We start from the raw sequence: 25865 nt of genomic DNA on the forward strand, positions 1-25865 counted from the left end.
CGCTCCTTCGAGGGTCGATACGGTTGAGAGACGAAACATTTTTGCATGATAATGCCGACGCCGGAACCGAAAGCGCTGGGCGTGTTTTTGAACGAAGCGAGGCGGCGCCGGCGCATGGCGGCGATCTCTCTGCCGCCCGAAAAAACTTTCCGGCGGCGCCCGAGCCTTGGCTTGACCTGTCGACCGGCGTCAATCCCCATTGCTATCCGTTCCAGATCCCCCCGCCCGAAAGTTTTGCGCGTCTGCCCGATCCGGCGGCCCTTGCGACGCTCGAATCAGCGGCCGCCGCCGCCTTTGGCGTCGAGCGCGCCGTGAGCGTCGTTGCGGCGCCGGGCACGCAGGCGATCATCAATTGGCTGCCGCATCTCCTTCCGGCGCGGCGCGTGGGGCTTTTGGGTTTTACCTATTTCGAACACGCCCGCGCCTGGGGCCGGGTCGGCGCGCAAACCAGCGTCGTTGAGGACATTGACGCGCTGGAGAAATTTGATGTCGCGATCATCGTCAATCCGAATAATCCGGACGGGCGGCTCGTCTCCTTAAATCGCCTGCGCGATCTTGCCGATCGCTTTTACCGCAGCGGCCAGCTTCTGATTGTCGATGAGGCGTTCGCCGATTTTCTGGGCCCCTCCGCCTGTCTCGCGCCGCATCTGCCGCCCTCCGGCGCCGTCGTGTTGCGCTCCTTCGGCAAGGCTTTCGGCCTGCCGGGGCTCCGGCTCGGCTTTGCCGCGTCGGCGCCCGATTTTGCCGCAAAGCTTCGCGCCGCCCTCGGATGCTGGCCGGTTTCCGGCGCGGCCGTGGCGATCGGGACGCAGGCGCTGGCCGATGCGGCGTGGCTTGGGCGCATGCGCAAGACTCTGGAGGAAGATGCGGAAAAGCTCGACGCCATCCTGATCGAAGCCGGCTTTACGCTGACCGGCGGAACCCCGCTGTTCCGGCTGGCCGAGGCGGCCGATGCGCAGCGCCGGTTTAACCAGCTTGGCGAGGCGGGGATCTTGGCGCGGCGTTTCGCGGAGCGTCCGCGCTGGCTACGCTTCGCTATTCCGGGCTCCGACGCGGACCGGGCAAGGCTCCGCGCTGCGCTTGCTTAGAAAAAAAGGAAGGCTTTTTGGACCAAGCGGATCGTTGAAACAATGGATTGGAGCATGTGCTTATCGTCCGGATGATTCCATCTGAACGGAACATGCTCTAACGCTTGCGCGCGGCGCGCAGCGCCGTCGAGGAGGCGGGCGAGCGCGGCCCGTGCAAAAAGACGAAAGCCGGCGGCTTCGCGCAAGGCAGGAGGCGGGCGGCGCTTTCGCTGATGCGATAGGGCGCGAGCGCGCGGCCCGCGCGCGAGGCCATCGCGTTGAGGGTGGAGCCCGGACGGTCGACGATTGCAATCGGCGTCAGGCGCAGAAAATCGCGCCAGCGCTTCCAGCGATGAAACGAAGAGAGATTATCGGCGCCCATGATCCAGACGAAGCGCACGCCGGGGCAGCGCCGTTTCAGATAGGTCACCGTATCGAAGCTGAACGGCGAGCCGAGCGCCTCCTCGATGGCGCTCACTTTTATGCGCGGGTCTCTGGCGAGCCGCCTCGCTTCCGCGAGGCGAACGGCAAGCGGCAGAAGTTCGCCCCTGTCCTTAAGCGGATTGCCGGGACTGACCAGCCACCAGACGCTATCCAGCCGCAACCGCCGCAAGGCGATCCGGCTGACGGCGAGATGGCCGTCATGAGGGGGATTGAAGCTGCCGCCGAACAGGCCGACGCGCAGTCCCGGCGGATGCGGCGGCAGGATGGCGCAGCGGGCAATCTCGCCGGCCCTCGCGCTGGCGAGGCGCGGCGCCTTTCCGGTCACGGACGAATCTGCCCCTCGCCATGCACCCTGTATTTGAAAGTGGTCAATTGCTCGACGCCGACCGGGCCGCGCGCGTGCATGCGGCCGGTGGCGATGCCGATCTCCCCGCCAAAGCCGAACTCGCCGCCGTCGGCAAATTGCGTCGAGGCGTTGTGCATGACGATCGCCGAATCGACCTCAGCGAGGAAGCGCGCGGCGGCCGCAGGGTCTTCCGTCACGATGCAGTCGGTGTGATGCGAGCCATAGGCCTCTATGTGGGCGATGGCGCCATCGATCCCGTCGACCAGCCGCACGCTGATGATGGCGTCGAGATATTCGGCGCTCCAGTCCGCCTCGCTTGCCGGCGTTACGCGCGGATCGGCGGCACGCGCCGCAGCGTCGCCGCGCACGGCGCACCCTGCGTCAAGCAGCGTCTTGACGAGCGGGGCGAGGTGCGTCGCCGCGCAGGCGCTGTCCACGAGCAGCGTTTCAGCCGCGCCGCAGACGCCGGTGCGACGCAGCTTGGCGTTGAGAAGGATTTTTGTCGCTTTGCCAAGGTCGGCGGCGCGATCGACATAAATATGCACGACGCCTTCGAGATGGGCGAAGACGGGAACCTTCGCCTCGTTCTGAACGCGCGCGACAAGGCTTTTGCCGCCGCGCGGCACGATGACGTCAATGTCGCCATTGAGCCCGGACAGCATTTCCCCGACGGCGGCGCGATCTGCGACCGGCACGCGCGAAATCGCCGCCGGCGGCAGTCCGGCCTCGATGAGCCCGGCGACAAGGCAGTCATGGATGATGGCGCTCGAGCGCTGGCTCTCCGAGCCGCCGCGTAAAATCGCGGCGTCGCCCGCCTTGAGGCAGAGCGCGCCGGCGTCGGCTGTCACGGCCGGGCGGCTTTCGTAGATGATGCCGATCACGCCGAGCGGCACGGCGACGCGCTCGATCAACAGCCCGTTTGGCCGCTCGAACCGCGCCAGCACGCGTCCGACCGGATCGGGCAAGGCGGCGACTTCCTCGATCCCGCGCGCCATAGCCTCGATGCGCGCGGGATCGAGCTTCAGGCGATCGAGAAAGGAGCCGGCGACGCCCTTCGCCTTTGCTGCGGCGTAATCCTGCGCATTGGCGGCCTCGATGGCGCCGGCATTGGCGCGGATCGCCGCAGCGGCGGCGTTGAGCGCGCGCGTCTTGACCTCGGCCGGAGCGGTCGCCAGCACGCGCGCGGCCGCGCGGGCGGCGCGGCCGATCCCGGCCATGAGCGCCGCCAAGTTCTCGTCTGCGCCTTCGATGCGTTTCAAATGATTCATCGTCATTGCTTATGCGCCCCGGCGGCGCGCCTCAAGCCGTCTTTGCCAAAGGCGCGGTGCGAAATATTTGCCGCGACTGGCGACGATCGTCAAACCCCGGCGCTTGAGGCCAAGAAGGTCGCAGATGCCGGGCCCAGGCATGCGACGCCCCAGATGGCGGGCGGAAGCCGGTTTGCATTTCATCATTAAGTATATAGTCTTTATAGGATTACTGTCCGTGAGGTGAAAATGCGCGTCCGTATGATCCGAACCCTCGCGCCCTGGGCGCGCATCCTGTCCGCAATTGCCGGCCTGTCGCTCTTTGCCTGCGCTCCGGCCGTCGCCGAAAGCGCGCCATGGACCCTGAATTTTGGCTATCAGAAATCCTCGACGCTTTCGGTGATTCTCAAGACGAACGGTGAACTTGAAAAGGCGCTGGCGCCGCTCGGGGTCGAAATCAAATGGCATGAGTTTACGAGCGGCCTGCCTCTGATCGAAGCGTTGAATCTGGGCCATCTCGATTTCAGCGCCGACGTCGCCGACACCGTGCCGATTTTCGCTCAGGCGGCTGGCGCGAAGCTGGTCTATGTCGCAGATGAAGCCGCCTCGCCGTCAGCTCAGGCCATTCTCGTGCCGGCGGGTTCGGAGATTAAAACCCTGGCTGATCTGCGCGGACGCAAGATAGCCGTGACCAAGGCGGCGGGCAGTCATTTTCTCCTGCTTGCCGCGCTCAAAAAGGCCGGCCTGACGTTCAAGGATATTTCGCCCGCCTATCTCGCGCCGGGCGATGGGCGCGCGGCCTTTATCGGCGGCAAGGTCGACGCCTGGGTGGTCTGGGATCCTTTCCTGACGAGCGCAAGGCTGCAGTCGGGCGCGCGCATCCTCTCCGACGGCGCCGGGATCGCGAGCTACAAGCGCTATTATCTGGCGTCGCAAAACTTCGTCGAAAACCACGGCGCGGCGCTCGAAATCCTCTTCGCCAAATTGCGTGAGACCGGACTTTGGGTGAAAAGCCATCCGGCCGAGGCGGCGGCGCTCCTGTCCGGTATCTGGAGCATCGACGCCGCGACCGTGGAAGAGGCCAACAGCCATCGCGGCTACGCCGTCGGTCTGGTGACGCGCGAGGGGCTGACAGAGCAGCAGGTCATTGCGGATGCTTTTGCCGGAGAAGGGCTGATCCCTGCCAAACTCGACGCCAGCAATGTGAAGATCTGGGGCGGAGCGGCCAAATAGGCCGCTCACCCCATCCTTTCGCCCGTTAGCACCATATCGTCGCGATGAATGAGAACCGGGCGCTGCGGGCCGCCTAAAATCGCCTCGAGATCTTGCGAATTATGGCCCGCGATCAGGACGGCGTCGCCAGAATCATAGGCGACGAGGCCGCGGCCGATCTCGCCGTCCGCGACATTGCGCATGATGACGCAATCGCCGCGGGAAAAATCGCCCTCCACCTTTGTGACGCCGGCCGGCAGCAAGCTGGCGCCGGCGCGAATCGCCCGCTCCGCCCCGGCGTCGAGATGCAGCGCGCCGCGCGGCTCGACTGAGCCGGCGATCCATTTCTTGCGCGCCGTGATCGGGCTGGAGCCCGTCAGGAACCAGGTGCAGGGCGCGCCATGCTTGATCCGCTCGATCGGATGGGCGATGCGCCCGTCGGCAATCAGCATATGCGCGCCGCCGGTGGTCGCGATCTTGGCCGCCTCGATCTTGGTGCGCATGCCGCCGCGCGACAGGTTTGACGCGGCTCCTCCCGCCATCGCCTCGATCTCGGCGGTGACGCGCGGCACGACCGGAACGAGCGCAGCGTTGGGATCGTCCCCTGGCGGCGCCGTATAGAGGCCCGGAACATCGGAAAGAAGAATGAGCAGATCGGCGCTGGCCATGGTCGCAACGCGGGCGGCGAGCCTGTCGTTGTCGCCATAGCGGATTTCAGAGGTCGCCACTGTGTCATTCTCGTTGATGACGGGCACGGCGCGAAGATCGAGCAGGCGACCGATCGTCGCGCGCGCATTGAGATAGCGCCGGCGCTCTTCGGTATCGCCGTAGGTGACGAGAATCTGCCCCGCCGTGATCGCATGGGAGGCGAGCGTCTCGGCCCATATGCGGGCGAGCGCGATCTGGCCGACGGCTGCGGCGGCCTGGCTGTCCTCCAGCTTCAGAATGCCGTCCGGCAAGCCAAGCACGGTGCGCCCGAGCGCGATCGAACCCGAAGAGACGACAAGGACATCCGCGCCCTGCCGGTGCAGCGCCGCGATATCCTGCGCAAGGCAGACGAGCCATTCGCGCTTGACGCCCCCCTCCGCGCGGTCGACCAGCAGCGACGAGCCGACCTTGATGACAATGCGGCGGAAGCGGTCGAGGCTCGGCAACGCGCTCGCCAGCATTGCAGCTGAGGAGGACCGCGTCATGGCGCCCAGACGACGGCGGCGGCGGCCGTCTCCGCGGCGTCGGCGACGGCCGCCGCGTCGATTTCGGCCAGAACCGCGCGCAGCGCCTTCTGCACATTGAGGTTCGTCGCCGCCGACAGCTGCAGGGGCGCACGCTTTGCGGCGCGCTTCAGGCGCATCGCCTGCTGTTTCAACGTGTCCGCGTCAACGCTGTCGACTTTCGACAAAGCGACGATCTCTGGCTTGTCGGCGAGGCCGCCGCCATAGGCCTCGAGTTCGCGCCGCACGGTTTTATAGGCCTTGCCGGCGTGCTCCGTGTCGGCGCCGACGAGGTGGAGCAGCACGCGGCAGCGCTCGACATGGCCAAGAAAGCGGTCGCCGAGACCGATTCCTTCATGGGCGCCCTCGATCAGGCCGGGAATGTCGGCAAGCACGAATTCGCGCCCGTCGCAGCCGACGACGCCGAGCTGGGGATTTAAGGTCGTGAAGGGATAGTCGGCGATTTTTGGCCGCGCTGCGCTGACTGTCGCCAGAAAAGTCGATTTGCCGGCGTTGGGCAGTCCGACAAGCCCGGCGTCGGCGATGAGCTTCAGCCGCAACAGAACGGTGCGTTCCTGGCCCTCCTGGCCGGGATTGACGCGACGCGGCGCCTGGTTCGTCGCCGATTTGAAATGCGCGTTGCCGAAACCGCCATTGCCGCCCCGCGCCAGCACCAGGCGCTGGCCGACCTCGGTCATATCGGCGATCATGGTCTCGCCGTCCTCGTCGAGGATCTGGGTGCCGACCGGAACCTTCAGCACGGCGTCGGCGCCGCGGCCGCCAGCGCGATTCTTGCCCATGCCGTGAACGCCGGTCTTCGCCTTGAAATGCTGCTGGTAGCGGTAGTCGATCAGCGTATTGAGGCCGCCGACGCATTCGACCACGACATCGCCGCCTCGGCCGCCGTCGCCGCCGTCAGGGCCGCCGAATTCGATGAATTTTTCGCGCCGGAACGACAGGCAGCCAGCCCCGCCATCGCCGGAGCGGATATAGATTTTTGCGGAATCGAGAAATTTCATGGCCCTGTCGCCTGTCAGCACAGCAATATGGGGAAGACGAGGCGCTTTCAAGCCTGGCGGCTTCATTGCAATGTTGCGCGCCGCCGAGGCGACGCGCAACGTTTGATCGGTTGTTACGTCTACGTTGGCCTGCGTGGCTATCCGCCGGCGATGGTCAGATGGTCCAGCATCGAGTCCGGCGTCTGATGCACCATCGGCGGCAATTGCGGACTGAGCCGCCGCGCGGCCCAGGCCTTGCGGCTGAGCCGGAACCGGTCGCAGGGATGCAATCCGCCGCGCGCCGGCAAAAGATCGAGGCCGGAGTCGACATAGGCGAAGCCGCATTTTTCCAGAACGCGACGCGAGGCCGGATTATGGGCGCGGGCGTTGGCGCAAAGATATTCGGCTCGCGTCAGCGCGAACAGCGCCTCGATATGCGCCTGCGCCGCCTCGGGGGCATAGCCCTTGCCCCAGGAGGACGGCGAAACCAGAAAGCCAAGTTCGATCGCTCCGCTGTCAGCCAGCGTGGCGCTGGTCAGCCCGATCACCGGCCGGCCTTCGCCCTTCTGGCTGATGACGAGAACCATGGCGCGGCCATTGGCGTTGTCGGCGCGCGCCTTGAAAATGAAACGCTCGGCCTCACCAGCGGGATAGGGATGCGGAATCGCCGCCGTCATCCGGGCGGTCTCTTCAAGGCTCGCAAAAGACTTGATCGCCGCGGCGTCGTTGGCGCGCGGCCAGCGCAGCCAAAGCCTCTTTGTCTCGAGGCGGAAGATGTCGTCGCTTGTCAGATCGGGGAACATTTCAGCTCCGGAACGGAAAACCGGGGGGCTCTGCAAAAAGAGCGGGGTGGTCCCATCGGCCGGTCCGGACGCGTCGCTAAATCCCTTGTCTGCTCGCCGAATCTCAGAGAGTTTGTTCAACATGGAAACGCGTCCGCCTGGGTCTATGGGATCAGGCGGAGGTTTCCAGAACGCTCCGCCTTATTCTGCTGCTTCGCTTTGCTGCTCGATAACGACCGATACGTAAGACCGGCCTTTGTCTTTAGTAAGGAACTTGATCGTGCCGTCGGCGAGGGCGAACAGCGTATGGTCTACGCCGATTCCGACATTGGCGCCGGGATGCCATTTGGTGCCTCGTTGCCGCACGATGATATTGCCGCTGACGACGCGCTCGCCGCCGAATTTCTTCACGCCGAGACGCCGGCCGGCGGAGTCGCGGCCGTTGCGGGATGAACCGCCTGCTTTTTTATGCGCCATTGATCTGGCTCCAAATTGTTGCGGCGGAGGCGCTAAAGCGCACATCGCTCGCCGCGTATTGCTGGTTGGGCGGAGCCTCACGGGGTTAGGGCGGATACGACCCTAGCCGTAAAGCAAAATTTGTTCCGGCTCGCGCGGCCGGCGCCGAAAGCGCGTTAGGCCTCAGGGGCGCTGGCTGCAGGCGCCTCGCCCGCGGGCGATCCCGTCCCGGCCGACGCGCCGCCGGCCCCGAGCGAGGTGATGCGCACGAGGGTCAGATCCTGCCGGTGACCGCGCTTGCGCTTCGAATTCTGGCGGCGCCGCTTCTTGAAGGAGATCACCTTCGGCCCGCGCTTCTGCTCGACGATCTCGCCGACGACGCTGGCGCCCTCGATAAAGGGCGCGCCAAGGGTCGATTGGCCCTCGCCGCCATACATCAGGACCGTGTCAAAGCTGACGGCGTCGCCCTTTTCGCCGGGCAAGGCCATCACCGTAATGGTGTCGTCGGCGGAAACATTATACTGCTTGCCGCCGGTTTTGATGACTGCGAACATCGTTTTTCCTTGTGTTCGATCCGGCTCTTACGGGCAACCCCGCGGGCCGTCTTCTTTGCAGCTGTCGAAATCCGGTCGGGACGGGAGCCGCTTCCTGAGAAACCGCCCGCGTCCCCGCGATTGATCGCATGACGCCGCGTAGCCCGCCGGGCCCCGCTCCGTCATGCCGTTCGCCGCGCGATTGCGTGACAACGGGACTTTTCGCCCCACGCAAACCTCTACGTCGGGTCCTCCGCGTCGGCCAGTTGGTGAAGCAGCCAAGGCGCGAATAGAAAAAGCGCGGACGAAAGAGCGCCGCGCTGCGAAGGATCAATTACAAAAGCTGGCCGCTCTTGTCAAATCATTCGATGCCGGCGAACTAGTGCGCAACGCCCAATTTGGGCCATGTTCGGCAGGCTTTGTCGTTGGCGGGCAATATTGGCGCGCGCCGCATCATGTTTTTGGCGCAAGCGTGGACCGGGAAAGGATTGCCTTTAGATATTTAAGAGACTTGACGCTAAATGACGTCTTCTGTCTGAGGTCAACAGGCTTTTCGGTCAATCAGGCTCTGCGGCGCTTTCGGCGTCAGTCTTCGGGTCGCCGCGGTTAGGCCGCACTCTGCCAGCTTCTCCCGCCAGGTTCCGGTTTCCCAAGTGCCCCTTTCGGCTGCAATCATCGCCAAACGACCTTCAGCGCGGTTCTCCCCGAGCGCCGCGCGGCGGCGGCCAGGAAACGACCAAGAATTCGATCAGGGCCAGAAAATCGCATGACCATGGATGCGCCTTTGCGCAGTCATCAGTTTGTCCCGGGGCTCTGGCTCGGTCGCTTTCAGGGCGGCGTCGATCTCGGGCATGAGCCCGCAATCGAGGCGGACGGCAAGCGTCATTCGTCCTTCGACCGGCGGCGCATTTCGTTCCGATGGTTGTCCGGCACGGTTTTGACGGGCGTCTCAGGCGGCGCGCTGATCGGCGCTGCGATCTTTGCGTCGCTCGGGAATCACGCCTTTATCGCCGAGCCGCCCTCGCTTGCGCCGCGCAAGGAAATCAATGTCGATTTCGGCGTGAACCAGCACAAGGCGGACCGCCTCGTCAAAGCGGTCGACATCGTCGCGGCCAAGCAGAGCTTTCGCGCGCCGACGACGATCAAGGTCGGCGACAAAGAGGTGATGAAGACCCACACCTTTACCCGCGTCGAGACCACGTTGCTGACGAGCAGCAGCGGTCTGGCTGACGTGCCAGCGTTCAACCCCTTGAAAATTCTCGCAGACGCGCGCAATCCGATCGATGTCGCGCCGGAGCCGGTGCAGGATGACGCGGAAGTCTCCTGGACGATGCGCGACGTGCCGGTCGAAAATCTCGCGGCGACCGGCCTCAGCGACGAAGAGGTTCGCGCCCAGGTCGCCGAACATGTGAAGAACAGCGCGACGGCGGGATCACGGCAGATCGCCCTGCCGCCGCAGTTGCTTTTGATGCGCACCGCGCGCGCCAATCTGCCCGGCATGCTCGCCTATGCAAATCCCGCCGAGCAAATCAAGACGACGCCCTTTTCGGCGATCGAAGTGCGGATGGTGCCCGAAAACGTGACCAACGTCGCCCGCGCGCCGCAGCCGGCAAAGCCGGCGCAGACGGAGGAGCGGCTCGTTGTGGTGCGCCACGGCGAGACGCTCGACGACGTTTTGCGCGCGGCAGGGCTGAGCAGGGACAAAGCCGCTTCGGTGATTGCCGCATTCAAGCTGAAGTCCGGCGAATCGGCGGCTCCCGAGGGACGCCGCGTCAAATTGTTGTTCGCCGATCTCGACGGCGCCGAGGAGAAGACGACGCTCGCGCGGCTTTCGGTCTACCAGGAGGAGAGCCTCGAGAGCGCCGTCGCCATCAACGATCGCGGCGACTATGTGCGCGTGACGGCGCCCGCGCGTCCGGCGAAGCGTCAGGCCGACGACAACGACGACGAGGACGGCCTGCGGCTTTATGATTCGCTTTATGAAACGGCGTTGAAACAGGAAATCCCGCGTCCGATCATCGATGATCTCGTGCGTGTCTTCGCCAATGACGTCGACTTCCAGCGCTCGGTTAGCGGCGGCGATTCGTTCGAGGCCTTCTACGACGAAAGCGACGAGGGCGAAGCGCGCAATCAGCTCCTCTACGCGACGATCACGGCGCGCGGCGAGACCTACCGCTATTACCGGTTTCAGACGCCGGACGACGGCGTCGTCGATTTCTACGATCAGGACGGAAGATCGACGCGAAAATTCCTCGTGCGCACGCCGATCCTCAACGCCAAATTCACCTCAGGATTCGGGTCGCGATTCCATCCGATCCTCGGTTACACGCGTCCGCACACGGGCGTTGATTGGGCCGCCCCGATCGGAACGCCGATCGTCGCCGCCGGCAATGGCGTGATCGTCAAGGCGGGATGGGATTCAGGCTATGGACGGCGCGTCGAGATCGAACACGCCAATGGCTATGTCACGACCTATAACCACATGTCGGGCTTCGCGCGCGGGGCGGGCGAGGGCGCGCGCGTCAAGCAAGGCCAGGTCATCGGCTATCTCGGCCAGACCGGCCTCGCGACCGGGCCGCACCTCCATTACGAGGTGCTGGTCAACGGCCATTTCGTCGATCCGATGAAGGTGAAACTGTCGCGCACGCGCGAATTCGACGGGCGCATGCTGGCCACTTTCAAGCGCGAACGCGACCGTATCGACGGTCTGCTCGCCGAGGCGCCGGCGGCAGAGCGCGTCGTCGCCGAACAGCGCGCGAAATAGGGTGTGCGGCGCGCGTTGGCGCGCTCGCAGAAACCTATTTTACAAGGTCGGAGACAACGACCGACTTGTCGGATCCGACAAGTTTCATCCGCACCAGCTCGTCGCCGTCGAACCAGAGGTCGCGGTCGAAATCCTCGGGCGGCTTGGCTGACAGCTGAAAATGCTGCGTCTTGCGCGCGACGCCGCCGATCGTCAGCGTTTCTTCGCCGAGGTCCTTGACCTTTACCGTATATCTTTTGCCGTCGGCGGGATCGAACAGCTCGGTCCGAGTGACAAGATCCCGGCTCCAAAGGCTCGCGGGCGCGATCGACTTCGGCTCCTCCGATGATTTGCCGTCGACGATGAGCGTGATCTTGTCCGGCGTCGCAGACGGGGCAATTTCGATCGTGTGCTTCGTCCCATTGTCGTCGGTCTGCGATTTGAAGCCGGTGAGCTGACCGGCTTTCCAGGTTTCGCTGCAGGCGTGCTCGTAGCGATAGGCTTCGATATACATGACCTTGACCGAAATATTGGTCTTGTTCTTGGCTGTTGTCGTATCGCCCTTGCGCTCGATGTCAATTACATTCGAGCCGATCTTGTCGCCCTTGCGGACGATATCGAAGGTCTGCTGCGATTTCGCCGCGGGTTTAGACGCAGGCGCATGCGGGGCGGCTTCGCCCTTTGGCGCCGCTGGATCGGCGCGACCGGGGGTCACAGCGACCAATGCGGTCGTCAAAGCAAGCATAACGCCAAGTATTTTCATGTCAGCACCCGTAAATTGCGGTCGAAATCGTCTAAGTTACAAAAGCGTCGGATTTTAGTCGCGCGCCAGCTCGGCAGCGTCACAGGCGGGTTGAGGAAAAGCGGGGCCGCCTTCCACTCCAAACGCTTAGGGCGATCCCACACGCGACTTTGGACTGATTCGATCCAAAACCATCGTGATCTACTGTCGGCGCGCGCTCAGCTATTCCCATTCGCTCGATCGCGTCAACATCGCGTCGGGTTAATCTTGCTTCATCTTCGCCATTGAAATCATCAGCCGGCGGTCGCCTCGATTTTCAGGGATTCGCGCGCCGCTTGCGGCGACAGACCTTCCTGACGCAGCGCCCGCAGCGATTTGGCGCGCAGGCTTTTCGACAGTTTCTGCCCGGACGCGTCTCGAAGCAGGCGGTGATGCCGATAGGTTGGCGCCGGCAGATCGAGCAGCGTCTGCAACAGGCGGTGCAGATGCGTCGCCATGAACAAATCCTCGCCGCGGACGACGTCGGTCACGCCCTGCAGCGCGTCGTCGGTTACAACGGCGATATGGTAGCTCGTTTTAATGTCGCGGCGCGCGATGATTGCGTCGCCCCAGATCGCGGGCGTCGCCTGGCGGCGCGAGGCGCCCATGCCTTGGGGAGAGCGCTCGAGCCAATCGAGCTGAAACCCGACATGGGCCAGCGCCGCCGCCATATCGATGCGCGTCGCCGCGGAGCGTCCGCTCGCCAATCGCCTGGCGCGCTCGGCTGGCGAGAGATGCTTGCAAAGGCCGGGATAGAGCGGCGATCCGTCGGGATCGCGCGGCCAATCCGGCTTGCTGGCGACGGCGGCCATGATCTCGCCGCGCGAACAAAAACAGGGATAGGCCGCTCCGAGCGCGCGAAGCCGCTCGAGCGCATTGGCGTAATCGGCGAAATGTTCTGACTGACGCCGCGCCGGAAGCTCCCAGCTCAAACCGAGCCAGTGAAGATCGTCATAGATCGCCTGCTCAAATTCCGCGCGGCACCGTTCCGCGTCGATATTCTCGATGCGCAACAACATGCGGCCGCCGGTCGCTTGGGCCAGCTCGAAATTCAGCGCCGCCGAATAGGCATGGCCAAGATGAAGCAAACCGTTCGAGGAAGGCGCGAAGCGGAAGGTCTGGTTCGAGAAGCTCCGCGTCATGTTTTCAGAAGTCCGAGGGGACGGTCGCCTCGCGGCGCTCCGATCATGGCTCGAAGATCGCGGTTTTCATGTCGCTACTACAAGCATAAAATCCTTCGGCGGGTCAAAAAGGCGTGAAAAAGCGGCCGGTCCGGCTGGCTTCGGCGGGCGGCCGCCTTGATTGAGATCAGTAGCGCACCTTCACATATTCGCCGGGCGCGTCGCAGAGCGGTTTCAGCGCGCCGTCGCCGGGAATGCGCGCCGGCACGCGCGCGGGCGCTTGCGCCGTGACCCACTGGACCCAATCCGGCCACCAGCTGCCGGGATGCTCGGTCGCCTTCGCCACCCAGTCGTCGAAAGACCCTGAGGGCGGCTCGCCAAGCCAATATTGATATTTGGGCTTTGCGACCGAATTGATGACGCCGGCGATATGTCCGGACCCGGCGAGCACATAGCGGACCTCGCCGCCGAACAGCTGCGCGCCGATGAAGACGGAGCGCGCCGGCGCGATATGATCCTCGCGCGTGGCAAGGTGATAAATCGGGATAGTCACCTTGTGCAGATCGAGCGGCTTGCCGCCAAACGAGGAGAGGCCGCGCGCAAATTTATTCTCGAGGTAGCAATCGCGCAGATAGGCCATGTGATTGGCCGCCGTCATCCGCGTCGCGTCGGAGTTCCAGGCGAGCAGGTCAAAGGCGAGCGGCGCCTTGCCTTTCATGTAATTGTTGATGACGAAGGACCAGATCAGATCCTCGGGCCGCAGCATGTTGAAGGAATTTGCCATCGAGGCCGCTTCGAGATAGCCGGGCCCGGCCATTTTCTCCTCGAGATCGCGCAGCTGCTCTTCGTCGACGAAGAGTTTCAGATCGCCGGCATGGCTGAAATCGGTCTGCGTCGTGAAGAAGGAGGCGCTGTCGATCCTTTTGTCGCCGGTTTCGGCCATATAGGCGAGCGTCATGGCGAGCAGCGTCCCGCCGATGCAATAGCCGATGGGGGTCACGGTGGTCTCGCCGGTCGCCTTCTCGATGGCGTCAAGCGCGGCGAAAATGCCCTCGCGCATATAATTTTCGAACCCCTTGTCGCGATGGCGCGCATCGGGATTGACCCAGGAGATGATGAAGACGGTCAGCCCCTGCGACGCGGCATAGCGCACGAAGCTTTTGTCGGCGGTAAGATCGAGGATGTAGAATTTGTTGATCCAGGGCGGCACGATCAGCAGCGGCCGTTTGTAGACGGTCTCGGTCGTCGGCGCATATTGAATGAGTTCAATGAGTTCGTTGCGGAAAATGACTTTTCCCGGCGTCGTCGCGAGATTGACGCCGACCTCGAATTTCGACGCGTCGTAGCGGGTGATTTTCAGGCGGCCGTTGCCGGCCTCAAGGTCGCGCGCAAGCATGGAAGCGCCGCGCACGAGGTTTTCGCCGCTCGATTGCCAGGTTTCCTTCAACACCTCCGGATTGGTCGCGAGAAAATTCGACGGCGACAAGGCGCTGGACAGCTGCCGGAAATAGAATTTGGCTTTCTCGCGCGTACGCGGATCAAGCTCCTCGGAGCGTTCGATCAGGCCGTTCGCCCAATTGACGCTGATCGCATGCGCCTGCCTCAGAAAATCGAAGAACGGGCTTTCTCGCCATTCCGGAGCGGCGAACCGCTTGTCGGAGGGGTCATAGGGGACGAGCGGATCGCCGGATTCGCCGGAGAGCCGGCGCACCGTGTTCGACATGAGGCCGAGAAAGCTCATCATCAGCGCGGTCTGCGCCTCGGCGGTCTTTTTAGGGTCGCTCAGCCAGAGTTCGGTCACCTTGCTGATCGAGCGGACTGCATTCGAGAGTTCGGTCGAGAGTTCGCTCTTGATTTCGCCCTTCGCCGGCGGCTTCAGGCTGGCCGCAAGCGCCTTACCTCCCTGTTCGAAGAGCCGCGCGATATTATAGGCCATTCGCTCGAAATCGGGTTTTGGCGCGGCGCTCGCCGCTCCGCTCGGACCCGCGAGATTCGCAAGGATCGGCGACAGCGCCGCAAACGCCGGGGGCACGGCCGGAAAGCCAACCGGGAAGCCGGGTTGCGCCGGCGGCGCGGCGGCCGGAGCGGCGCTCGCCTCCGCGCCTTTCGCCTCCGCGCCATTGCCGGGCGCGGCCTGCGCAGCGGGGGTTTTGGCGCGCCGCTTCTCTTGCGCCGACGCCTGGGCGAGCGCCCGCTTCTTGCGCGCTGCGATCTTGGCCTTGTTGACCTGTCCGGTTTCCGGTGCGCGGCGGGGTCCTGTCGGGCTCATGGCGTTGTCCTCTGAGGTTTCTTATTTCTTTTCAACCGCAGGCTGTTTTGGCTTGAGGCGCCTGGTGGCAAATTTATCCCGGGATAGAAGCTAAAGACGCGCCGGCCAGTGGCCGGCTCGGCCTCATCATAATGATTTTACGCCGCCGGAAAACCATGTTGTGACGCTATTCTGCCTGGATCCTGATCGGCGCGGCGGGGCGAAGGCGCGCCTTTCCCTCTTTGAACTTCTGTTTTAACGATCATGCGATCCGAACGACCGGAAAATTTTCGGAACATGCTCAAAAAAATCCAACAGCGGCGTCGAAGCGGCGTCCCGACTGGCGAGACCCTCGATATGGCCATATGCGCGCCTCTTCTTCCGACTGATTTCGCCCCGGCGCCGCGCGCAGCGCTGGCGTTGCTCGTCGCCGCCGCCTTCAGCCTCGCCGCGCCGCCGCTCGCCGCGCAGACGGCGGATCCGACGCCCGCTCCTTCGGCAGCCCCTGCGCCCGCACCTGCGCGACAGAAGACCGCCGTCGAGAAACGCAACCCGGCCGGTTCGCCACTGGATACGCTGCTGAACACCAAGCTCTGGCCCGATGTGCCGGAAGCCAAGGACTTCGTGAAGGAAGCGCGCCCCGATCCCGACAGCCTCAGCTATCAGCCGACCTGGGGCGCCGAGCCGACCCGGCCGAAGCCGCGCAATCCGGCCGAGCTCGACACGCTCCGGCGCGAACTCAGCGGCGCGGAGGCCAGCAACAAGGCGCGCGGCGTCATCCCGCCGGCCGGCGCGCAGCAATAGGCGTCTTCCATCTCAGGCGGGAAACGTCTTATCGGGAAAGTCACAGAGATCGACGATAAGGCAACGCCCGCATTCGGGTTTGCGCGCCTTGCACACATACCGGCCATGCAGGATCAGCCAGTGATGCGCGTGGTGCTTGAAGGCGTCCGGAATGACGCGTTCGAGGCCGAGCTCGACTTCCAGCGGGGTCTTGCCTTTCGCCAGCGGGATGCGGTTCGAGACGCGAAAAATATGCGTGTCGACGGCGATCGTCGCCGCGCCGAAGGCGATGTTCATCACCACATTGGCCGTTTTCCGGCCGACGCCGGGCAGGGTTTCCAGCGCGGCCCGGTCGCGCGGGACTTCGCCGCCAAATCGTTCGACCAATTGGCGTGACGCTTCGATGACATGTTTCGCCTTGGTCCGGTAGAGGCCGATGGTCTTGATCATTTCGCGCAGCCGGTCTTCGCCGAGCGCCAGCATTTTTTGCGGGCTGTCGGCGAGCGCGAACAGGGCCTTGGTCGCCTTGTTGACGCCGACATCGGTCGCTTGCGCCGACAGCGTGACGGCGACAAGCAAAGTGTAGGGATTGCTATAATCCAGTTCGCCTTCCGGATGAGGCGAGGCGGCTTCGAAACGGGCGAAAATCGCTTCGATGCGACTGGCCTGCGTCGCCGCCCGCGTTTTTGCGGCGGCCGGGGCGCCGCCAGCGGCCGGAGGGGCGGCCGCTGCGCGCGCGCCCGCGGATTTTGCCATGGTTCTTTTCGCCATCGGCGCGTTATAGTTTGGCAAGGAGCGAGAGAGAAGAGCCGCGTCCCCCATGCCAACCGCCGAGTCCGCCATCCTCCCCAGCGACGTCGCCCTTTTCGCCACGCGGCTGCAGCCGCATCGCTCGCTTCGCGCCGCTCATTTCAGACTGCTTCTGATGGCTTTTCTAGGGGCCAATATTATCACCAGCCTGCCGTTTATTTTTCTGGGGGCCTGGCCGGTCGCCGGCTTCTGCGGCCTCGACGTCGCGCTGCTCTATGTCGCCTTCAAAGCAAATTTCCGCGCCGCGCGCGCTTATGAAGATTTCGCGGTGACGCCGTTCGAGTTGTTTGTCGTCAAGGTGAGCGCGGCGGGCGAGCGGGCGGAGTGGCGCTTCAATCCCGCTTTCGTGCGGCTGGAGCGCGAGGAGCATGAGGAATTCGGCATATTGCGCCTGGCGCTCGTTTCGCGCGGCCTCAGCCTTGAGGTCGCGGATTTTCTTGGTCCCGCCGAGAAAGCGAATTTTGCCGGCGCTTTGGCGCGCGCGCTGGCGGAAGCCCGGCGCGGTCCGCGATATTCCTTAGATGGAAAATGAGATCGAGAAGGCCCGGCCGTTTCAACCTGTGAAACGGCCGGCCAGACATGGCGGCGCCTGCTATTTAGAAACGAATCGGCGCGAACCGTCCGAAAGTCGCGAAGGCATCGAACCTCGCGTGCTGTCACTACACCTGTGGCGGGGCGTGTGCCTGACCCAAACACGTTAAGAAAACATAAAAAAGAATTGAAACCGCAGTAGTTTTGCAAGATCGGCGCGTCTCTGACGCCGGTTCGCAACTCTCCCGCGAAGAATGCTGCGCCGCGCCCGCGACTGCGGCGGATGTTCGACGGATAAAGCGCCGATCTTGGGCCGAGCAATGTTTCCCGCGGCGCCTATGGCTCCCTTCCGTAATTATAGCCGCGGTACAGCACTGGCGGCCCCGGAAAAATCAGCGAATCAGCGTAGAGGCCGCGCGACTGACAGACCGCCGTGGCGCGAAAGCGGGCGGTATCGCCGACAAGATCAGCCTGCGGCATTGGCACAATGCTGCAACGCGGATCGACGGCGAAAGCATAGGGCGGAGGGGCCGGCGGCGGCGGAACAAGATAGGGCCGCGGCGCATAACCAAGGTCCGCCGCCGCGCAGGCGCCGGTGAGGACAAAAGCGCAGAGCCAGGATATGCCGAGGCCGGCGGCGGAACGCCCCGCGCGCGCCGCCAAACCTCGGACCTCGTCTGCGCGAGCCCGGCGCTCAACTGGCGCCGCCGCGTCCGCGCCACGGGCAGGCGCAGCCAATTGCTTCATAAAGCTTCTCCCGCCAGGCAAGATGAGCCGAATCGCCCGGTCGCCAGCCTCAGGCGAGCCGGAGCGAATCGGCTGATCGCGATTCGCAAGCAATCATAGCCATGCGATCTTGCGGGAAGCAGGAAAAGCCAATCAATACGGGAAGATTACAAGTTTAAGTATTCACTCTTTCACCTTCAGCCCTTTCAGGCTGGCGAAGACCGAATGCACGTCGACATCGTCCTCGACCTCTGCCGGCTTCGGCGCGGCCGCGCCGAAAACTTCGGCTTCCGTCCTTGGCTCCTCGCGATAGGGCGCGCGCGTCGTGGTCTCGGCCGGCAACAGCGTGTCGCCATGGCTCTCCTCGACATGCGGCCGGTCCTTGGCGGCGCGATTGACCTCGAAATCGAGGTCAATCTGCGAGCAAAGTCCAAGCGTGACGGGGTCGGCCGGCGTCAGCGCGGCGGAATTCCAATGCGTGCGGCTGCGGATCGCCTGCAGGGTGGATTTGGTGGTGCCGGCGAGGCGCATGATCTGCGCGTCTTTCAATTCCGGATGATTGCGCACGAGCCACAAAATCGCGTTGGGGCGGTCCTGCCGGCGCGAAAGGGGAGTATAGCGCGCGCCGCGCTTGCGCGCCGGCTCCGGCAACCGCACCTTGGAGACGGCGAGCTGGAGTTGGCGGTTCTGATCCTTTTCCGCGGCGGCGATCTCCTCGCGCGTCAACTGGCCGGAGGTGATCGGATCGTGCCCCTTGATTCCGCTCGCGACCTCGCCGTCTGCGATGCCCTTGACCTCCAGCGGATGCAATTTGCAGAAATTGGCGATCTGATCGAAGGTCAGCGAGGTGTTCTCGACGAGCCACACGGCGGTTGCCTTGGGCATGAGCGGCGCGGTGTTCATGTTAGCTTCTCCTTTGCGCTCAAAACGGAAATTGCCCCAGACGGCGAAGAGGCGACGTCTGGAACGCCCGCCGCGCAGAGGCGAGGCTCACGAGACGAAGCTCACGAGACGAGGCTGAACGTTAGCCATGACGGGAATTGCCGCAATATAGGCGCCCCCGACTGCGAAGGCAATCCGCTTGCTGCATTGAAGCGCTCGCGGCCGCCCGTTCCAGCCGCGCCGTTTGAAACAATTTACCGGCGCCGCGCTATGTCGTAACCCTGCTTCAAGGAGCTTTGCGCGTTCGATGATCCGTTCCGTGCTGCAATTCATCGGCCTGTTTTCGCTCGCAAGCGCCTTCGCCGCCCTGATGATCGACGGCTGGCGCTCCTTTGCCGCCGGGCGCGTGCTGCTGACTGAGGTCGGCGCCGCCGCCGCGGCTCTTGCGCCGTCGAAATTCGACGCCTTTCACCAAACGGTCGCGCGCCGGGCGCCGTCATGGCTCGAGCCCGCCCTCGACGCCTTTGGGCGGCTGCCGAGTTTTGTTTTGCTCGCGCTCATCGGCCTGATCGCTCTGTGGCTGGCGCAGAAGCCGAAACCGAAGATCGGCTATTCGAGCCGCTGAGGCGCCTTCACGCAATGCTGACGCTTTTGCATGTTTGGTGGACGTGCCGAAATGCCATATTTGCTTGTTATAAAACGTCTTTTCAATTAAAGCAGACGGCGGAATTGCGAAAAGCGGTCCGGCCGCGCGCGCGGAATTGATGAGAAATTAACGCAATTACGCAACTTTGACCCAGCCATAACCATTGTAGTTGAGCGTGGACGCCTCATCTGAGCGGGGCTGGCCGAAAGCGGCAAAATTTTCTGAAAGGAAAGGCATGTTCCGCAAACTTCTGACCTTGCCCGCGGCCGCAGATGCGTTGCCGGGCCGGTTCGAGCCAATCAAGACAGCGGACAAGCATTTTGTGAATGGACGCCCAATCGCGCCGCCGTTTCCCGAGGGAATCGAGACCGCCCTGTTCGGGTTTGGCTGTTTTTGGGGGGCTGAGCGCAAGTTCTGGGAATTGGGCGAAGGAATTTATTCGACCGCTGTCGGCTATGCCGGCGGGGTGACGCCCAATCCGACTTATGAGGAAGTGTGCTCCGGCCTCACCGGTCATAATGAGGTTGTGCTGGTCGCTTTCGATCCGAAAATCACCTCTTACGAACTCTTATTGAAGAGTTTTTGGGAGAGTCATGACCCGACGCAGGGCATGCGGCAGGGAAATGACGTCGGCACCCAATATCGCTCCGGCGTTTATGTCGCCGACGCCGCGCAGCGCGCCACGGCGGTGGCGAGCCGCGACGCCTTCTCTCGCGCGCTGGCGCAAAAGGGCTATGGACCGATCACGACCGAAATCGTTGAGCGCCCGGCGTTCTATTATGCTGAGGGCTATCACCAGCAATATCTCGCCAAAAATCCGAACGGCTATTGCGGCCTGGGCGGCACAGGCGTGTGTTGCCCGATCGCGATCGGCGTCGCCGCTTGAGCGAACATGCCGCTTTTTGTGGGAATGTCATCCGTCAACAGGGCGCAGGAAGGCGATTTTCCTAGCGCAACGTTTGTGTTATAAAAGTGGCGTAAAAGCGCCTTATTTTGGGCTGGCGCGATTTGCGTCGGGCGTTGGGAGCCATAGATGAATTGTTTGCGAGTTTATGTCCTGGGCGCCGCCATCTTCATGATGGCGGCCGGGGGTCTGGCCGCCAACCCACTCGCAGCTGCCCCTGATCAGGGGCTCGCCGCGCCGGCCGCCTATCCAGAGAGGCATGAGGCGCCCATTGTCCTCGGCCGCAGCGTCGGCGTGCGTCACAAGACCAAGATGCATCATGTCCGGCTGAAGCCGGACGAAATATTTTCCGATGAGGCGCCTTCTCAAAACGATTGAGTCAGCGCAAATCCAGCTTTTCGCCGCTTCGCGCGGGGTTATTTCGCGTTCAGCACCATCCGGCACTCGGCGGGAAGCTGCGCCATTGTGATCGGTGGCTTGGGATGCGACGGCGCCGGCCGCGGATGCAGCACAGCGTCGGAGAACCAATAATCCAGCGAGGCGTCGCAGCCCTCGCCGGGGGGAACGGGATCCTGATCGCGGCAGGCCTCCTCCCCCGGAGGGCAGGCGAGGCGTATGTGGAAATGATAGTCGTGCCCGTAATAGGGGCGCACCTTGGTCAGCCATGAGCGGTTGCCGACGGCTTCGCGGCAGATCGCCTTCTTGATCGCCGCATTGACGAAAATGCGTTGCACCTGACTGTCCTGCGCCGCCGCCTTGATGACCGCAAGATGGTCGGGCGTCCATCGCGCCGGATCGACGTCGAGCCGGTCGGCGCGGACCACCATGGTCGCCGACATTTCCTCGCGTTCGGCTCGCGACAATTCGCGGCCGGGCATTGGCGTCAGCCATATATCGGCGTCGAGACCGATCTGATGCGAGGCGTGGCCCGTCAGCATGGGGCCGCCGCGCGGCTGCGACATGTCGCCGACGAGAATGCCCGGCCAGTTGCTGACGCGCGGAACCTTGCGCGCGAACTCTTCCAGAAACGCGATGAGTTTGGGGTGGCCCCAGTTGCGGTTGCGCGACAGCCGCATCACCTGCCAGGCTGGGCCGTTGACCGCCAGATTGCGGCCGCCGGCAAGGCAACCGCGCGAATAAAAACCGATGGTGCGGGCGCGGAGCGGCGCCGGCCCATGCTCGCGGCCAAACAGTTCTTTCGCCGGAGTCGAAGGCGCGGAGGGGTTGACGAGCGGCGGCAAAACATTGGCGCCGAGCGTTCCCTTTTCCTGAGCCTCTACGGCGCGCGCCGCGGCCGTGCTCAGCAGCGCGGCCAGAACCAGGGACAGCAAACGCATCTGGCCTCCTTCCGTCAGAGCCGGGTCCCAAGGCATGAGCCGGGACAGCGGCTTTGGGAGACCGTTCGGATCCCGCCAGAATGGGATCCGAGGGTTAATCGATCGTTATAGCGAACGAAGCAACAGACCGCGTCAGCGTTTCGCCAGGGCGTCGAGCGCCTGGTCGAGCCCCTTTAACGACAAGATGATCTTGACGGCGTTGCCTCTGGGATCGGTGAAGGTGATCTGGGCCGGTTGCGGCCGGTTCCGAAACAGATGCAACTGGTCGTCGTTAAGCTCGATTTCCGAGAAACAGGCCGCCTGAATGCATGTTTTCAGCGGAATCTTGAGAGGGGGCTGCCCCGGATCGGCCAACACTTCAATGCCGGGCGCGATCGTTATATTGACGGGCACGAGAATGACGAGCCGGGTCGTCTTTTCGCCAGCTTTCTCGTCTTTCGACGCCGTTTTCTCCGCCGGTTTCTCGGCGGTCTGCTTGTCCTTGTCGGCCGTTTTGCCTGGCGCCGGCTTGTCCTTTTGAGCACTCGGCGGCTGAATATTGCGTCCGAACGCAACCTGGGCGATTGGCTCTGTCTGGCCCGGCGGGACGACAGAGGCGATGACCTCACAGGCCCATTCGCCGGGCGCTCCCTCGCCGCAGCGCAATTTCCAATCGCCGAAGGTGGCGACATTGTCCGCAGCAGATGCTGCAGGGCGCGCTTCCGCCATTGCCGCGCCGACGGAGACGACGAAAGCGAGCGCGGTGAGCGTTGATAATTTCCGCATAGGACTGCCTTGCACCTGAGCTTTGCGCCGCGGATCACTAAAGACCCCGGCCCTCCCGATCGGTCCTTGCAGGACCGCTTGAACTTTTGCGGGTTCGCATCGACCCGCAAGGCCAGATATCACGGGCCGCGGTTCAGAAACAGGGGCCGCGCGCCGGGCAAAGCTTGCATTTCCTTTTCAGCGGCTGCGCCTTAGATGCTGTCTCTTTCCATGAGGAACCGCGCCGGATGAAAATGCCAGAAGGCCCGAATAAACTTTTCATCGCCGCGGCCCTGGCCGGAGGTCTTGGCGCGGCGGGCGTAATCCTGTCGGCGGTCGGCGCGCACGCCGTCTCAAATCCGCTTCTTGCGACCGCGGCCAATTTTTTGCTCATTCATGCGCTCGCCATTTTGGCGTTGGCTGGAATCGGCCTCGCCGCTCCCGCGCGGGCGGGCGGTTTTCTCATCGCGGCGGCGCTGTTGTTTGTAGGCGCCTGCCTCTTTTGCGGCGATCTTGCTGCGAGGGCGCTGCGCGACGCGCGGCTGTTTCCGATGGCCGCTCCGATCGGCGGATCGCTGCTGATCTGCGGTTGGACCGCGATCAGTGTCGTCGCGCTGGCGGCTCTGCGGCCAAAACGCGGCTGAAATCTGCTATTATGATGAACATCGGGTGATGAGGCCCGATTGTCTGGACATTGCCAAAGGCTCAAGGCAGAGTCAGGGTCAGCTGCAACCTGGGCTTAAGATGACGCGCGCTGGCGAACCGCCATCGAAACGCATTCTGATCGTTGAGGACGAGCCCTTCGTCGCGCTTTCCCTTGTCGACACGCTCTTGGAACTCGGTTTCGACGTCGCCGCCTGCGTCGCCGATGTTCGCGCTGCGCTTGACGTCATCGGGCGCGAGCATCTCGATGGCGCGCTGCTTGACGTCCGGCTCGGCTCGGAGCGCGTCGACCGCGTCGCTGAAATGCTGGACCAGCACGCATGCCCGTTCATTTTCACCACGGGGCTGGGACAGGCCGACATTCCGCCGGAATTTGCGGGCCGGGCCATCTTGCAAAAACCGTTTGGCACCGCCGCGCTCGTCTCGATGATCGACAGCGTCTTCGGACGTTAGCGGTGGACCAAAGTTTTTGCGGGAAAGCGTTTATTTTTCTGTAGAATTGCGCGCGTCGGCATGGCGTTTGCTGCCTTGATCGCGACATAGTCCACAACGACAAGCAACATATCAGGCTCTTGCGCAAACCGGAGCTGGATGGCGTTTCAAGGACGAAGGGCTGAGACCGAAGCTCAATCGGATTTGCGGCCTCGTCCGGTCGCCGGGGCGGATGCGCAGATCGGGCGAGAGCGGGGGGCTTTTCAGGCCGTGGATGAAATGGCGTCGATTCCTACCGTTTCCTCCCGTCCGCCGCGAAAGCGCGGCAGAGTTCTTCTGGCCTCCCTTGGCCTGTTGGCCGTTCTCCTTGGCATGACCGCGGCGGCTGTTCCCTGGCTGTTTTCCACCGCCGCCTTGCGGGACGGGATTATCGCGCAAATCCGCCAGATCACCGGCCTTAACACGCTCTCGCAAGGCAAGGCGGTGTTCGTCGTGCTGCCGCAGCCGCATATCAGTATCGACGCCGTCCGTTTCGCCGATTCGTCCGGGGGGCTTCGCATCGACGCCGCCTATCTCAAGGGCTATTTGCGCGTCTCCGCGCTGCTGCGCGGGCAACTTGAGATCGCCTCGGTGACTTTGGGCGAGCCGCAGATGGTAATCGACCTCGCCGGTCGGCCAATGCCGTCCGATAGCGCGATCGGACGCGCCGCCAACGCGAAATCGGCGACGCCGCAGGCAAGCTCCGCCGATGAAACGCGGCTTGGGGTGCTCACGCTGGTCAATGGCCGCGCCCGCCTCACCAACAGTTTCGGCGACGGCGACGCCATTGTCGAGGCGATCAATATCACGGTCGACTGGCGCAAGCTCGGCGCCTCGGCGAACGTCAACGGGACCGCGCGCTTTCGCGACCAGCGCGCCGACATTTCCGCCGCGATCGAGCATCCGGCGGATCTGATGCGCGGCGGCGCATCGGGGATTCTTCTGCGGATCGACGGTCCCGCCCTGTCGCTGTCGGCGGAAGGCAGTCTGGCGAGCGGGCCGAAGGCTCAATTTGCCGGACGCGTCTCGGCCTCGGCGCCATCCCTGCGCCGGCTCGTCGAAACGGGCGGCTATTTCATCGCGCTGCCGGCGCCGTTCGAGAATTTCGCGCTCGAGGCCGACGTCAACGCCAGCGCGCCGAGCGCGAGCTTTTCCAATCTGCGGCTGCAGCTCGACGGCAATGACTATGAGGGCGCCCTCGCCGTGTTGCAGGGGGAGGGCCGGCCGACGCTGGCCGGGACGCTGGCCGCGAACCAGCTTTCGCTGCGACCCTTCTTCGCCAATCTGTCGCCGATCCACGGCCGCGACGGGCAATGGAGCCATGACGCCTTCGATCTCGACGAGGATAATTTCGCCGATCTCGACATCCGCATTTCCGCGCAGCGTCTGTCCTTGCCCGGCGTCGATTTCCGTGACGCCGCTTTCTCCGTGATGAAGCGCGATCGCCGTCTCGACCTGGCGCTGATTCGGGCCAAGACATCTCAGGGCGAGGTCAGAGGCCGGGCGTCCTTCCTCAAGACGGCTGGCGGACTTGAGACCCATGTCACCGCCGCGCTTGCCGGCGTGGACGCCGCTGCGATGTGGCCCGGCGGCGTCGAATCCTTTCGCGTCACCGGGACCGTGAACGCGACCGCCAATCTACAAGCCACCGGGCTGAACATGAGCGAAATCATGCGCAATCTTGAGGGCCGCGCGCAAATCGCCGTGCAGAACGGCGAGATCACCGGCGTCAATCTCGGGCAGGCGCTGCGCTCCGTCGACAAGCGCCCGCTGGGTCTTGCGGACGATATTCGTTATGGCGCGACAAGTTTCGGCGCGGCGGGATTTGGCCTCCAGCTCGCCAAAGGCGTCGCCACGATCGAGCGCGGCGAAATGCGCAGCCGCGCCATCGATCTCAATTTCCATGGCGCCATCGATTTCGGCGACAGGATGGTCGACGTGCATGCTACGGCGACGAGCGCCGAGCCGGATTCGAATTCGAAGTCCGAGCGGCCGCAATTTGCCTTCGATGTCGCCGGATCCTGGGACGAACTCGCGCTGGTCCCGGATGCGCGCAGCCTGATTCGGCAGTCGGGCGCCGCGGCTCCCTTGTTTTCGACGGGCGCGAAGGTCGCCCCTGCGCCGCCGCAGCACTGAGCGGATGCATTGAAACAACGGAATGCCCGTTCCAGTCAGATCG

Annotated in this window: 25 protein-coding genes and 1 pseudogene; 11 read left to right on the forward strand and 15 right to left on the reverse strand. The window is 63.8% G+C overall.

Translation table 11 applies throughout. The features are described 5' to 3' along the window. The first annotated feature begins 41 nt into the window (after positions 1 to 41). Positions 42 to 1088, forward strand: a complete 1047-nt coding sequence (cobD, locus tag CR492_RS00670) for a threonine-phosphate decarboxylase CobD (RefSeq protein ID WP_348626695.1) — start codon at positions 42 to 44, stop codon at positions 1086 to 1088. 97 nt (positions 1089 to 1185) lie between these two features. Here the strand turns inward: cobD and CR492_RS00675 are convergent, their stop codons facing one another. Together CR492_RS00675 and CR492_RS00680 are read right to left on the reverse strand one after the other, a co-directional pair. Further along, positions 1186 to 1773 carry a nicotinate-nucleotide adenylyltransferase gene (locus CR492_RS00675; RefSeq protein WP_210200230.1) on the reverse strand — a complete coding sequence of 196 codons (588 nt, stop codon included), beginning with the start codon at positions 1771 to 1773 and terminating at the stop codon, positions 1186 to 1188. 59 nt (positions 1774 to 1832) lie between these two features. Next, complete coding sequence (locus CR492_RS00680) at positions 1833 to 3125, reverse strand: glutamate-5-semialdehyde dehydrogenase (protein WP_102842301.1); 1293 nt, start codon at positions 3123 to 3125, stop codon at positions 1833 to 1835. A 240-nt stretch (positions 3126 to 3365) separates the two neighbouring features. Between CR492_RS00680 and CR492_RS00685 the strand changes: the two genes are divergently transcribed. Beyond that, the gene (locus CR492_RS00685; protein WP_245411912.1) at positions 3366 to 4337 is read left to right on the forward strand and encodes an aliphatic sulfonate ABC transporter substrate-binding protein; all 972 of its coding nucleotides are present in this window, start codon (positions 3366 to 3368) and stop codon (positions 4335 to 4337) included. 5 nt (positions 4338 to 4342) lie between these two features. Here the strand turns inward: CR492_RS00685 and proB are convergent, their stop codons facing one another. From proB to rplU, 5 genes and pseudogenes are all read right to left on the reverse strand, one after another. After that, the gene (gene proB / locus CR492_RS00690; RefSeq protein ID WP_245411913.1) at positions 4343 to 5509 is read right to left on the reverse strand and encodes a glutamate 5-kinase; all 1167 of its coding nucleotides are present in this window, start codon (positions 5507 to 5509) and stop codon (positions 4343 to 4345) included. Next, positions 5506 to 6546, reverse strand: a complete 1041-nt coding sequence (gene obgE, locus CR492_RS00695) for a GTPase ObgE (RefSeq protein ID WP_102842302.1) — start codon at positions 6544 to 6546, stop codon at positions 5506 to 5508. The genes proB and obgE overlap by 4 nt, the downstream gene beginning before the upstream one ends. 137 nt (positions 6547 to 6683) lie before the next feature. Next, on the reverse strand, positions 6684 to 7328 hold the full coding sequence (locus CR492_RS00700; protein WP_102841800.1) for a GNAT family N-acetyltransferase: 645 nt from the start codon (positions 7326 to 7328) through the stop codon (positions 6684 to 6686). Positions 7329 to 7508: 180 nt separating this feature from the next. Continuing rightward, positions 7509 to 7784: a 50S ribosomal protein L27 gene (gene rpmA / locus CR492_RS00705; protein WP_102841801.1), complete on the reverse strand. Its 276-nt coding sequence runs from the start codon at positions 7782 to 7784 to the stop codon at positions 7509 to 7511. A 224-nt stretch (positions 7785 to 8008) separates the two neighbouring features. Then, positions 8009 to 8317: pseudogene (gene rplU, locus CR492_RS00710) on the reverse strand (50S ribosomal protein L21); the annotation flags it as partial. Between the two features lie 745 nt (positions 8318 to 9062). Here rplU and CR492_RS00715 point away from each other — a divergent pair. After that, the gene (locus CR492_RS00715) at positions 9063 to 11060 is read left to right on the forward strand and encodes a M23 family metallopeptidase (RefSeq protein WP_102841803.1); all 1998 of its coding nucleotides are present in this window, start codon (positions 9063 to 9065) and stop codon (positions 11058 to 11060) included. Between the two features lie 34 nt (positions 11061 to 11094). Here the strand turns inward: CR492_RS00715 and CR492_RS00720 are convergent, their stop codons facing one another. The 3 genes from CR492_RS00720 to CR492_RS00730 all read right to left on the reverse strand — a co-directional run bounded on the left by CR492_RS00720 (position 11095) and on the right by CR492_RS00730 (position 15210). After that, complete coding sequence (locus CR492_RS00720) at positions 11095 to 11802, reverse strand: DUF6134 family protein (protein ID WP_102841804.1); 708 nt, start codon at positions 11800 to 11802, stop codon at positions 11095 to 11097. 272 nt (positions 11803 to 12074) lie between these two features. Continuing rightward, entirely contained in the window at positions 12075 to 12962 is an 888-nt protein-coding gene (gene gluQRS / locus CR492_RS00725) for a tRNA glutamyl-Q(34) synthetase GluQRS (protein WP_102841805.1), read from the reverse strand. Positions 12963 to 13128: 166 nt separating this feature from the next. Continuing rightward, positions 13129 to 15210 carry a PHA/PHB synthase family protein gene (locus CR492_RS00730; RefSeq protein ID WP_180982379.1) on the reverse strand — a complete coding sequence of 694 codons (2082 nt, stop codon included), beginning with the start codon at positions 15208 to 15210 and terminating at the stop codon, positions 13129 to 13131. Positions 15211 to 15486: 276 nt separating this feature from the next. Here CR492_RS00730 and CR492_RS00735 point away from each other — a divergent pair, with 276 nt between their 5' ends. Further along, a complete protein-coding gene (locus tag CR492_RS00735) occupies positions 15487 to 15993 on the forward strand; it encodes a hypothetical protein (RefSeq protein WP_146030125.1) in 507 nt (168 codons plus the stop codon). Positions 15994 to 16005: 12 nt separating this feature from the next. Here the strand turns inward: CR492_RS00735 and nth are convergent, their stop codons facing one another. Then, the gene (gene nth, locus CR492_RS00740; protein ID WP_102841807.1) at positions 16006 to 16728 is read right to left on the reverse strand and encodes an endonuclease III; all 723 of its coding nucleotides are present in this window, start codon (positions 16726 to 16728) and stop codon (positions 16006 to 16008) included. 64 nt (positions 16729 to 16792) lie between these two features. Between nth and CR492_RS00745 the strand changes: the two genes are divergently transcribed. After that, positions 16793 to 17314, forward strand: coding sequence for a DUF2244 domain-containing protein (locus tag CR492_RS00745; RefSeq protein WP_102841808.1), 522 nt, complete (start codon positions 16793 to 16795; stop codon positions 17312 to 17314). A 335-nt stretch (positions 17315 to 17649) separates the two neighbouring features. On the opposite strand, the gene CR492_RS00750 is transcribed toward CR492_RS00745, so the two are convergent. Together CR492_RS00750 and CR492_RS00755 are read right to left on the reverse strand one after the other, a co-directional pair. Further along, a complete protein-coding gene (locus CR492_RS00750) occupies positions 17650 to 18060 on the reverse strand; it encodes a hypothetical protein (RefSeq protein WP_146030126.1) in 411 nt (136 codons plus the stop codon). 162 nt (positions 18061 to 18222) lie between these two features. Then, positions 18223 to 18942, reverse strand: a complete 720-nt coding sequence (locus tag CR492_RS00755) for a DUF1013 domain-containing protein (RefSeq protein ID WP_102841810.1) — start codon at positions 18940 to 18942, stop codon at positions 18223 to 18225. 286 nt (positions 18943 to 19228) lie between these two features. On the opposite strand from CR492_RS00755, the gene CR492_RS00760 reads away from it, so the two are divergent. From CR492_RS00760 to CR492_RS00770, 3 genes are all read left to right on the forward strand, one after another. Then, the gene (locus tag CR492_RS00760) at positions 19229 to 19546 is read left to right on the forward strand and encodes a hypothetical protein (protein ID WP_102841811.1); all 318 of its coding nucleotides are present in this window, start codon (positions 19229 to 19231) and stop codon (positions 19544 to 19546) included. A gap of 256 nt (positions 19547 to 19802) precedes the next feature. Next, complete coding sequence (msrA, locus tag CR492_RS00765; RefSeq protein ID WP_102841812.1) at positions 19803 to 20453, forward strand: peptide-methionine (S)-S-oxide reductase MsrA; 651 nt, start codon at positions 19803 to 19805, stop codon at positions 20451 to 20453. Positions 20454 to 20600: 147 nt separating this feature from the next. Next, the gene (locus CR492_RS00770; protein ID WP_102841813.1) at positions 20601 to 20849 is read left to right on the forward strand and encodes a hypothetical protein; all 249 of its coding nucleotides are present in this window, start codon (positions 20601 to 20603) and stop codon (positions 20847 to 20849) included. A 38-nt stretch (positions 20850 to 20887) separates the two neighbouring features. On the opposite strand, the gene mepA is transcribed toward CR492_RS00770, so the two are convergent. Continuing rightward, positions 20888 to 21808 carry a penicillin-insensitive murein endopeptidase gene (gene mepA, locus CR492_RS00775; protein WP_102842304.1) on the reverse strand — a complete coding sequence of 307 codons (921 nt, stop codon included), beginning with the start codon at positions 21806 to 21808 and terminating at the stop codon, positions 20888 to 20890. A gap of 132 nt (positions 21809 to 21940) precedes the next feature. Next, positions 21941 to 22573 carry an invasion associated locus B family protein gene (locus CR492_RS00780; protein ID WP_102841814.1) on the reverse strand — a complete coding sequence of 211 codons (633 nt, stop codon included), beginning with the start codon at positions 22571 to 22573 and terminating at the stop codon, positions 21941 to 21943. Positions 22574 to 22800: 227 nt separating this feature from the next. Here CR492_RS00780 and CR492_RS00785 point away from each other — a divergent pair, with 227 nt between their 5' ends. From CR492_RS00785 to CR492_RS00795, 3 genes are all read left to right on the forward strand, one after another. Next, the gene (locus CR492_RS00785; RefSeq protein ID WP_102842305.1) at positions 22801 to 23196 is read left to right on the forward strand and encodes a DUF423 domain-containing protein; all 396 of its coding nucleotides are present in this window, start codon (positions 22801 to 22803) and stop codon (positions 23194 to 23196) included. 100 nt (positions 23197 to 23296) lie between these two features. Next, complete coding sequence (locus CR492_RS00790; protein WP_102842306.1) at positions 23297 to 23668, forward strand: response regulator; 372 nt, start codon at positions 23297 to 23299, stop codon at positions 23666 to 23668. A gap of 258 nt (positions 23669 to 23926) precedes the next feature. Further along, positions 23927 to 25822 (forward strand): AsmA family protein, encoded by a 1896-nt coding sequence (locus CR492_RS00795; RefSeq protein ID WP_180982380.1) that lies wholly within the window; start codon positions 23927 to 23929, stop codon positions 25820 to 25822. Positions 25823 to 25865 lie beyond the last annotated feature (43 nt).

This window comes from Methylocella silvestris (genome assembly GCF_002891535.1).
Lineage (GTDB): Bacteria > Pseudomonadota > Alphaproteobacteria > Rhizobiales > Beijerinckiaceae > Methylocapsa > Methylocapsa silvestris_A.

Excerpts from the sequence above, each read along its gene's own strand:
- nth (WP_102841807.1), bottom strand. The coding sequence starts at position 16,728 with ATGGCAAAATCCGCGGGCGCGCGCGCAGCGGCCGCCCCTCCGGCCGCT.
- CR492_RS00790 (WP_102842306.1), top strand. The coding sequence starts at position 23,297 with ATGACGCGCGCTGGCGAACCGCCATCGAAACGCATTCTGATCGTTGAG.
- CR492_RS00760 (WP_102841811.1), top strand. The coding sequence starts at position 19,229 with ATGATCCGTTCCGTGCTGCAATTCATCGGCCTGTTTTCGCTCGCAAGC.
- CR492_RS00745 (WP_102841808.1), top strand. The coding sequence starts at position 16,793 with ATGCCAACCGCCGAGTCCGCCATCCTCCCCAGCGACGTCGCCCTTTTC.
- CR492_RS00785 (WP_102842305.1), top strand. The coding sequence starts at position 22,801 with ATGAAAATGCCAGAAGGCCCGAATAAACTTTTCATCGCCGCGGCCCTG.
- CR492_RS00780 (WP_102841814.1), bottom strand. The coding sequence starts at position 22,573 with ATGCGGAAATTATCAACGCTCACCGCGCTCGCTTTCGTCGTCTCCGTC.
- msrA (WP_102841812.1), top strand. The coding sequence starts at position 19,803 with ATGTTCCGCAAACTTCTGACCTTGCCCGCGGCCGCAGATGCGTTGCCG.
- CR492_RS00730 (WP_180982379.1), bottom strand. The coding sequence starts at position 15,210 with ATGAGCCCGACAGGACCCCGCCGCGCACCGGAAACCGGACAGGTCAAC.
- obgE (WP_102842302.1), bottom strand. The coding sequence starts at position 6,546 with ATGAAATTTCTCGATTCCGCAAAAATCTATATCCGCTCCGGCGATGGC.
- CR492_RS00700 (WP_102841800.1), bottom strand. The coding sequence starts at position 7,328 with ATGTTCCCCGATCTGACAAGCGACGACATCTTCCGCCTCGAGACAAAG.
- CR492_RS00685 (WP_245411912.1), top strand. The coding sequence starts at position 3,366 with ATGATCCGAACCCTCGCGCCCTGGGCGCGCATCCTGTCCGCAATTGCC.
- mepA (WP_102842304.1), bottom strand. The coding sequence starts at position 21,808 with ATGCGTTTGCTGTCCCTGGTTCTGGCCGCGCTGCTGAGCACGGCCGCG.
- CR492_RS00750 (WP_146030126.1), bottom strand. The coding sequence starts at position 18,060 with ATGAAGCAATTGGCTGCGCCTGCCCGTGGCGCGGACGCGGCGGCGCCA.
- gluQRS (WP_102841805.1), bottom strand. The coding sequence starts at position 12,962 with ATGACGCGGAGCTTCTCGAACCAGACCTTCCGCTTCGCGCCTTCCTCG.
- CR492_RS00795 (WP_180982380.1), top strand. The coding sequence starts at position 23,927 with ATGGCGTCGATTCCTACCGTTTCCTCCCGTCCGCCGCGAAAGCGCGGC.
- proB (WP_245411913.1), bottom strand. The coding sequence starts at position 5,509 with ATGACGCGGTCCTCCTCAGCTGCAATGCTGGCGAGCGCGTTGCCGAGC.
- CR492_RS00720 (WP_102841804.1), bottom strand. The coding sequence starts at position 11,802 with ATGAAAATACTTGGCGTTATGCTTGCTTTGACGACCGCATTGGTCGCT.
- CR492_RS00715 (WP_102841803.1), top strand. The coding sequence starts at position 9,063 with ATGACCATGGATGCGCCTTTGCGCAGTCATCAGTTTGTCCCGGGGCTC.
- CR492_RS00680 (WP_102842301.1), bottom strand. The coding sequence starts at position 3,125 with ATGAATCATTTGAAACGCATCGAAGGCGCAGACGAGAACTTGGCGGCG.
- CR492_RS00770 (WP_102841813.1), top strand. The coding sequence starts at position 20,601 with ATGAATTGTTTGCGAGTTTATGTCCTGGGCGCCGCCATCTTCATGATG.
- CR492_RS00735 (WP_146030125.1), top strand. The coding sequence starts at position 15,487 with ATGCTCAAAAAAATCCAACAGCGGCGTCGAAGCGGCGTCCCGACTGGC.
- CR492_RS00755 (WP_102841810.1), bottom strand. The coding sequence starts at position 18,942 with ATGAACACCGCGCCGCTCATGCCCAAGGCAACCGCCGTGTGGCTCGTC.
- rpmA (WP_102841801.1), bottom strand. The coding sequence starts at position 7,784 with ATGGCGCATAAAAAAGCAGGCGGTTCATCCCGCAACGGCCGCGACTCC.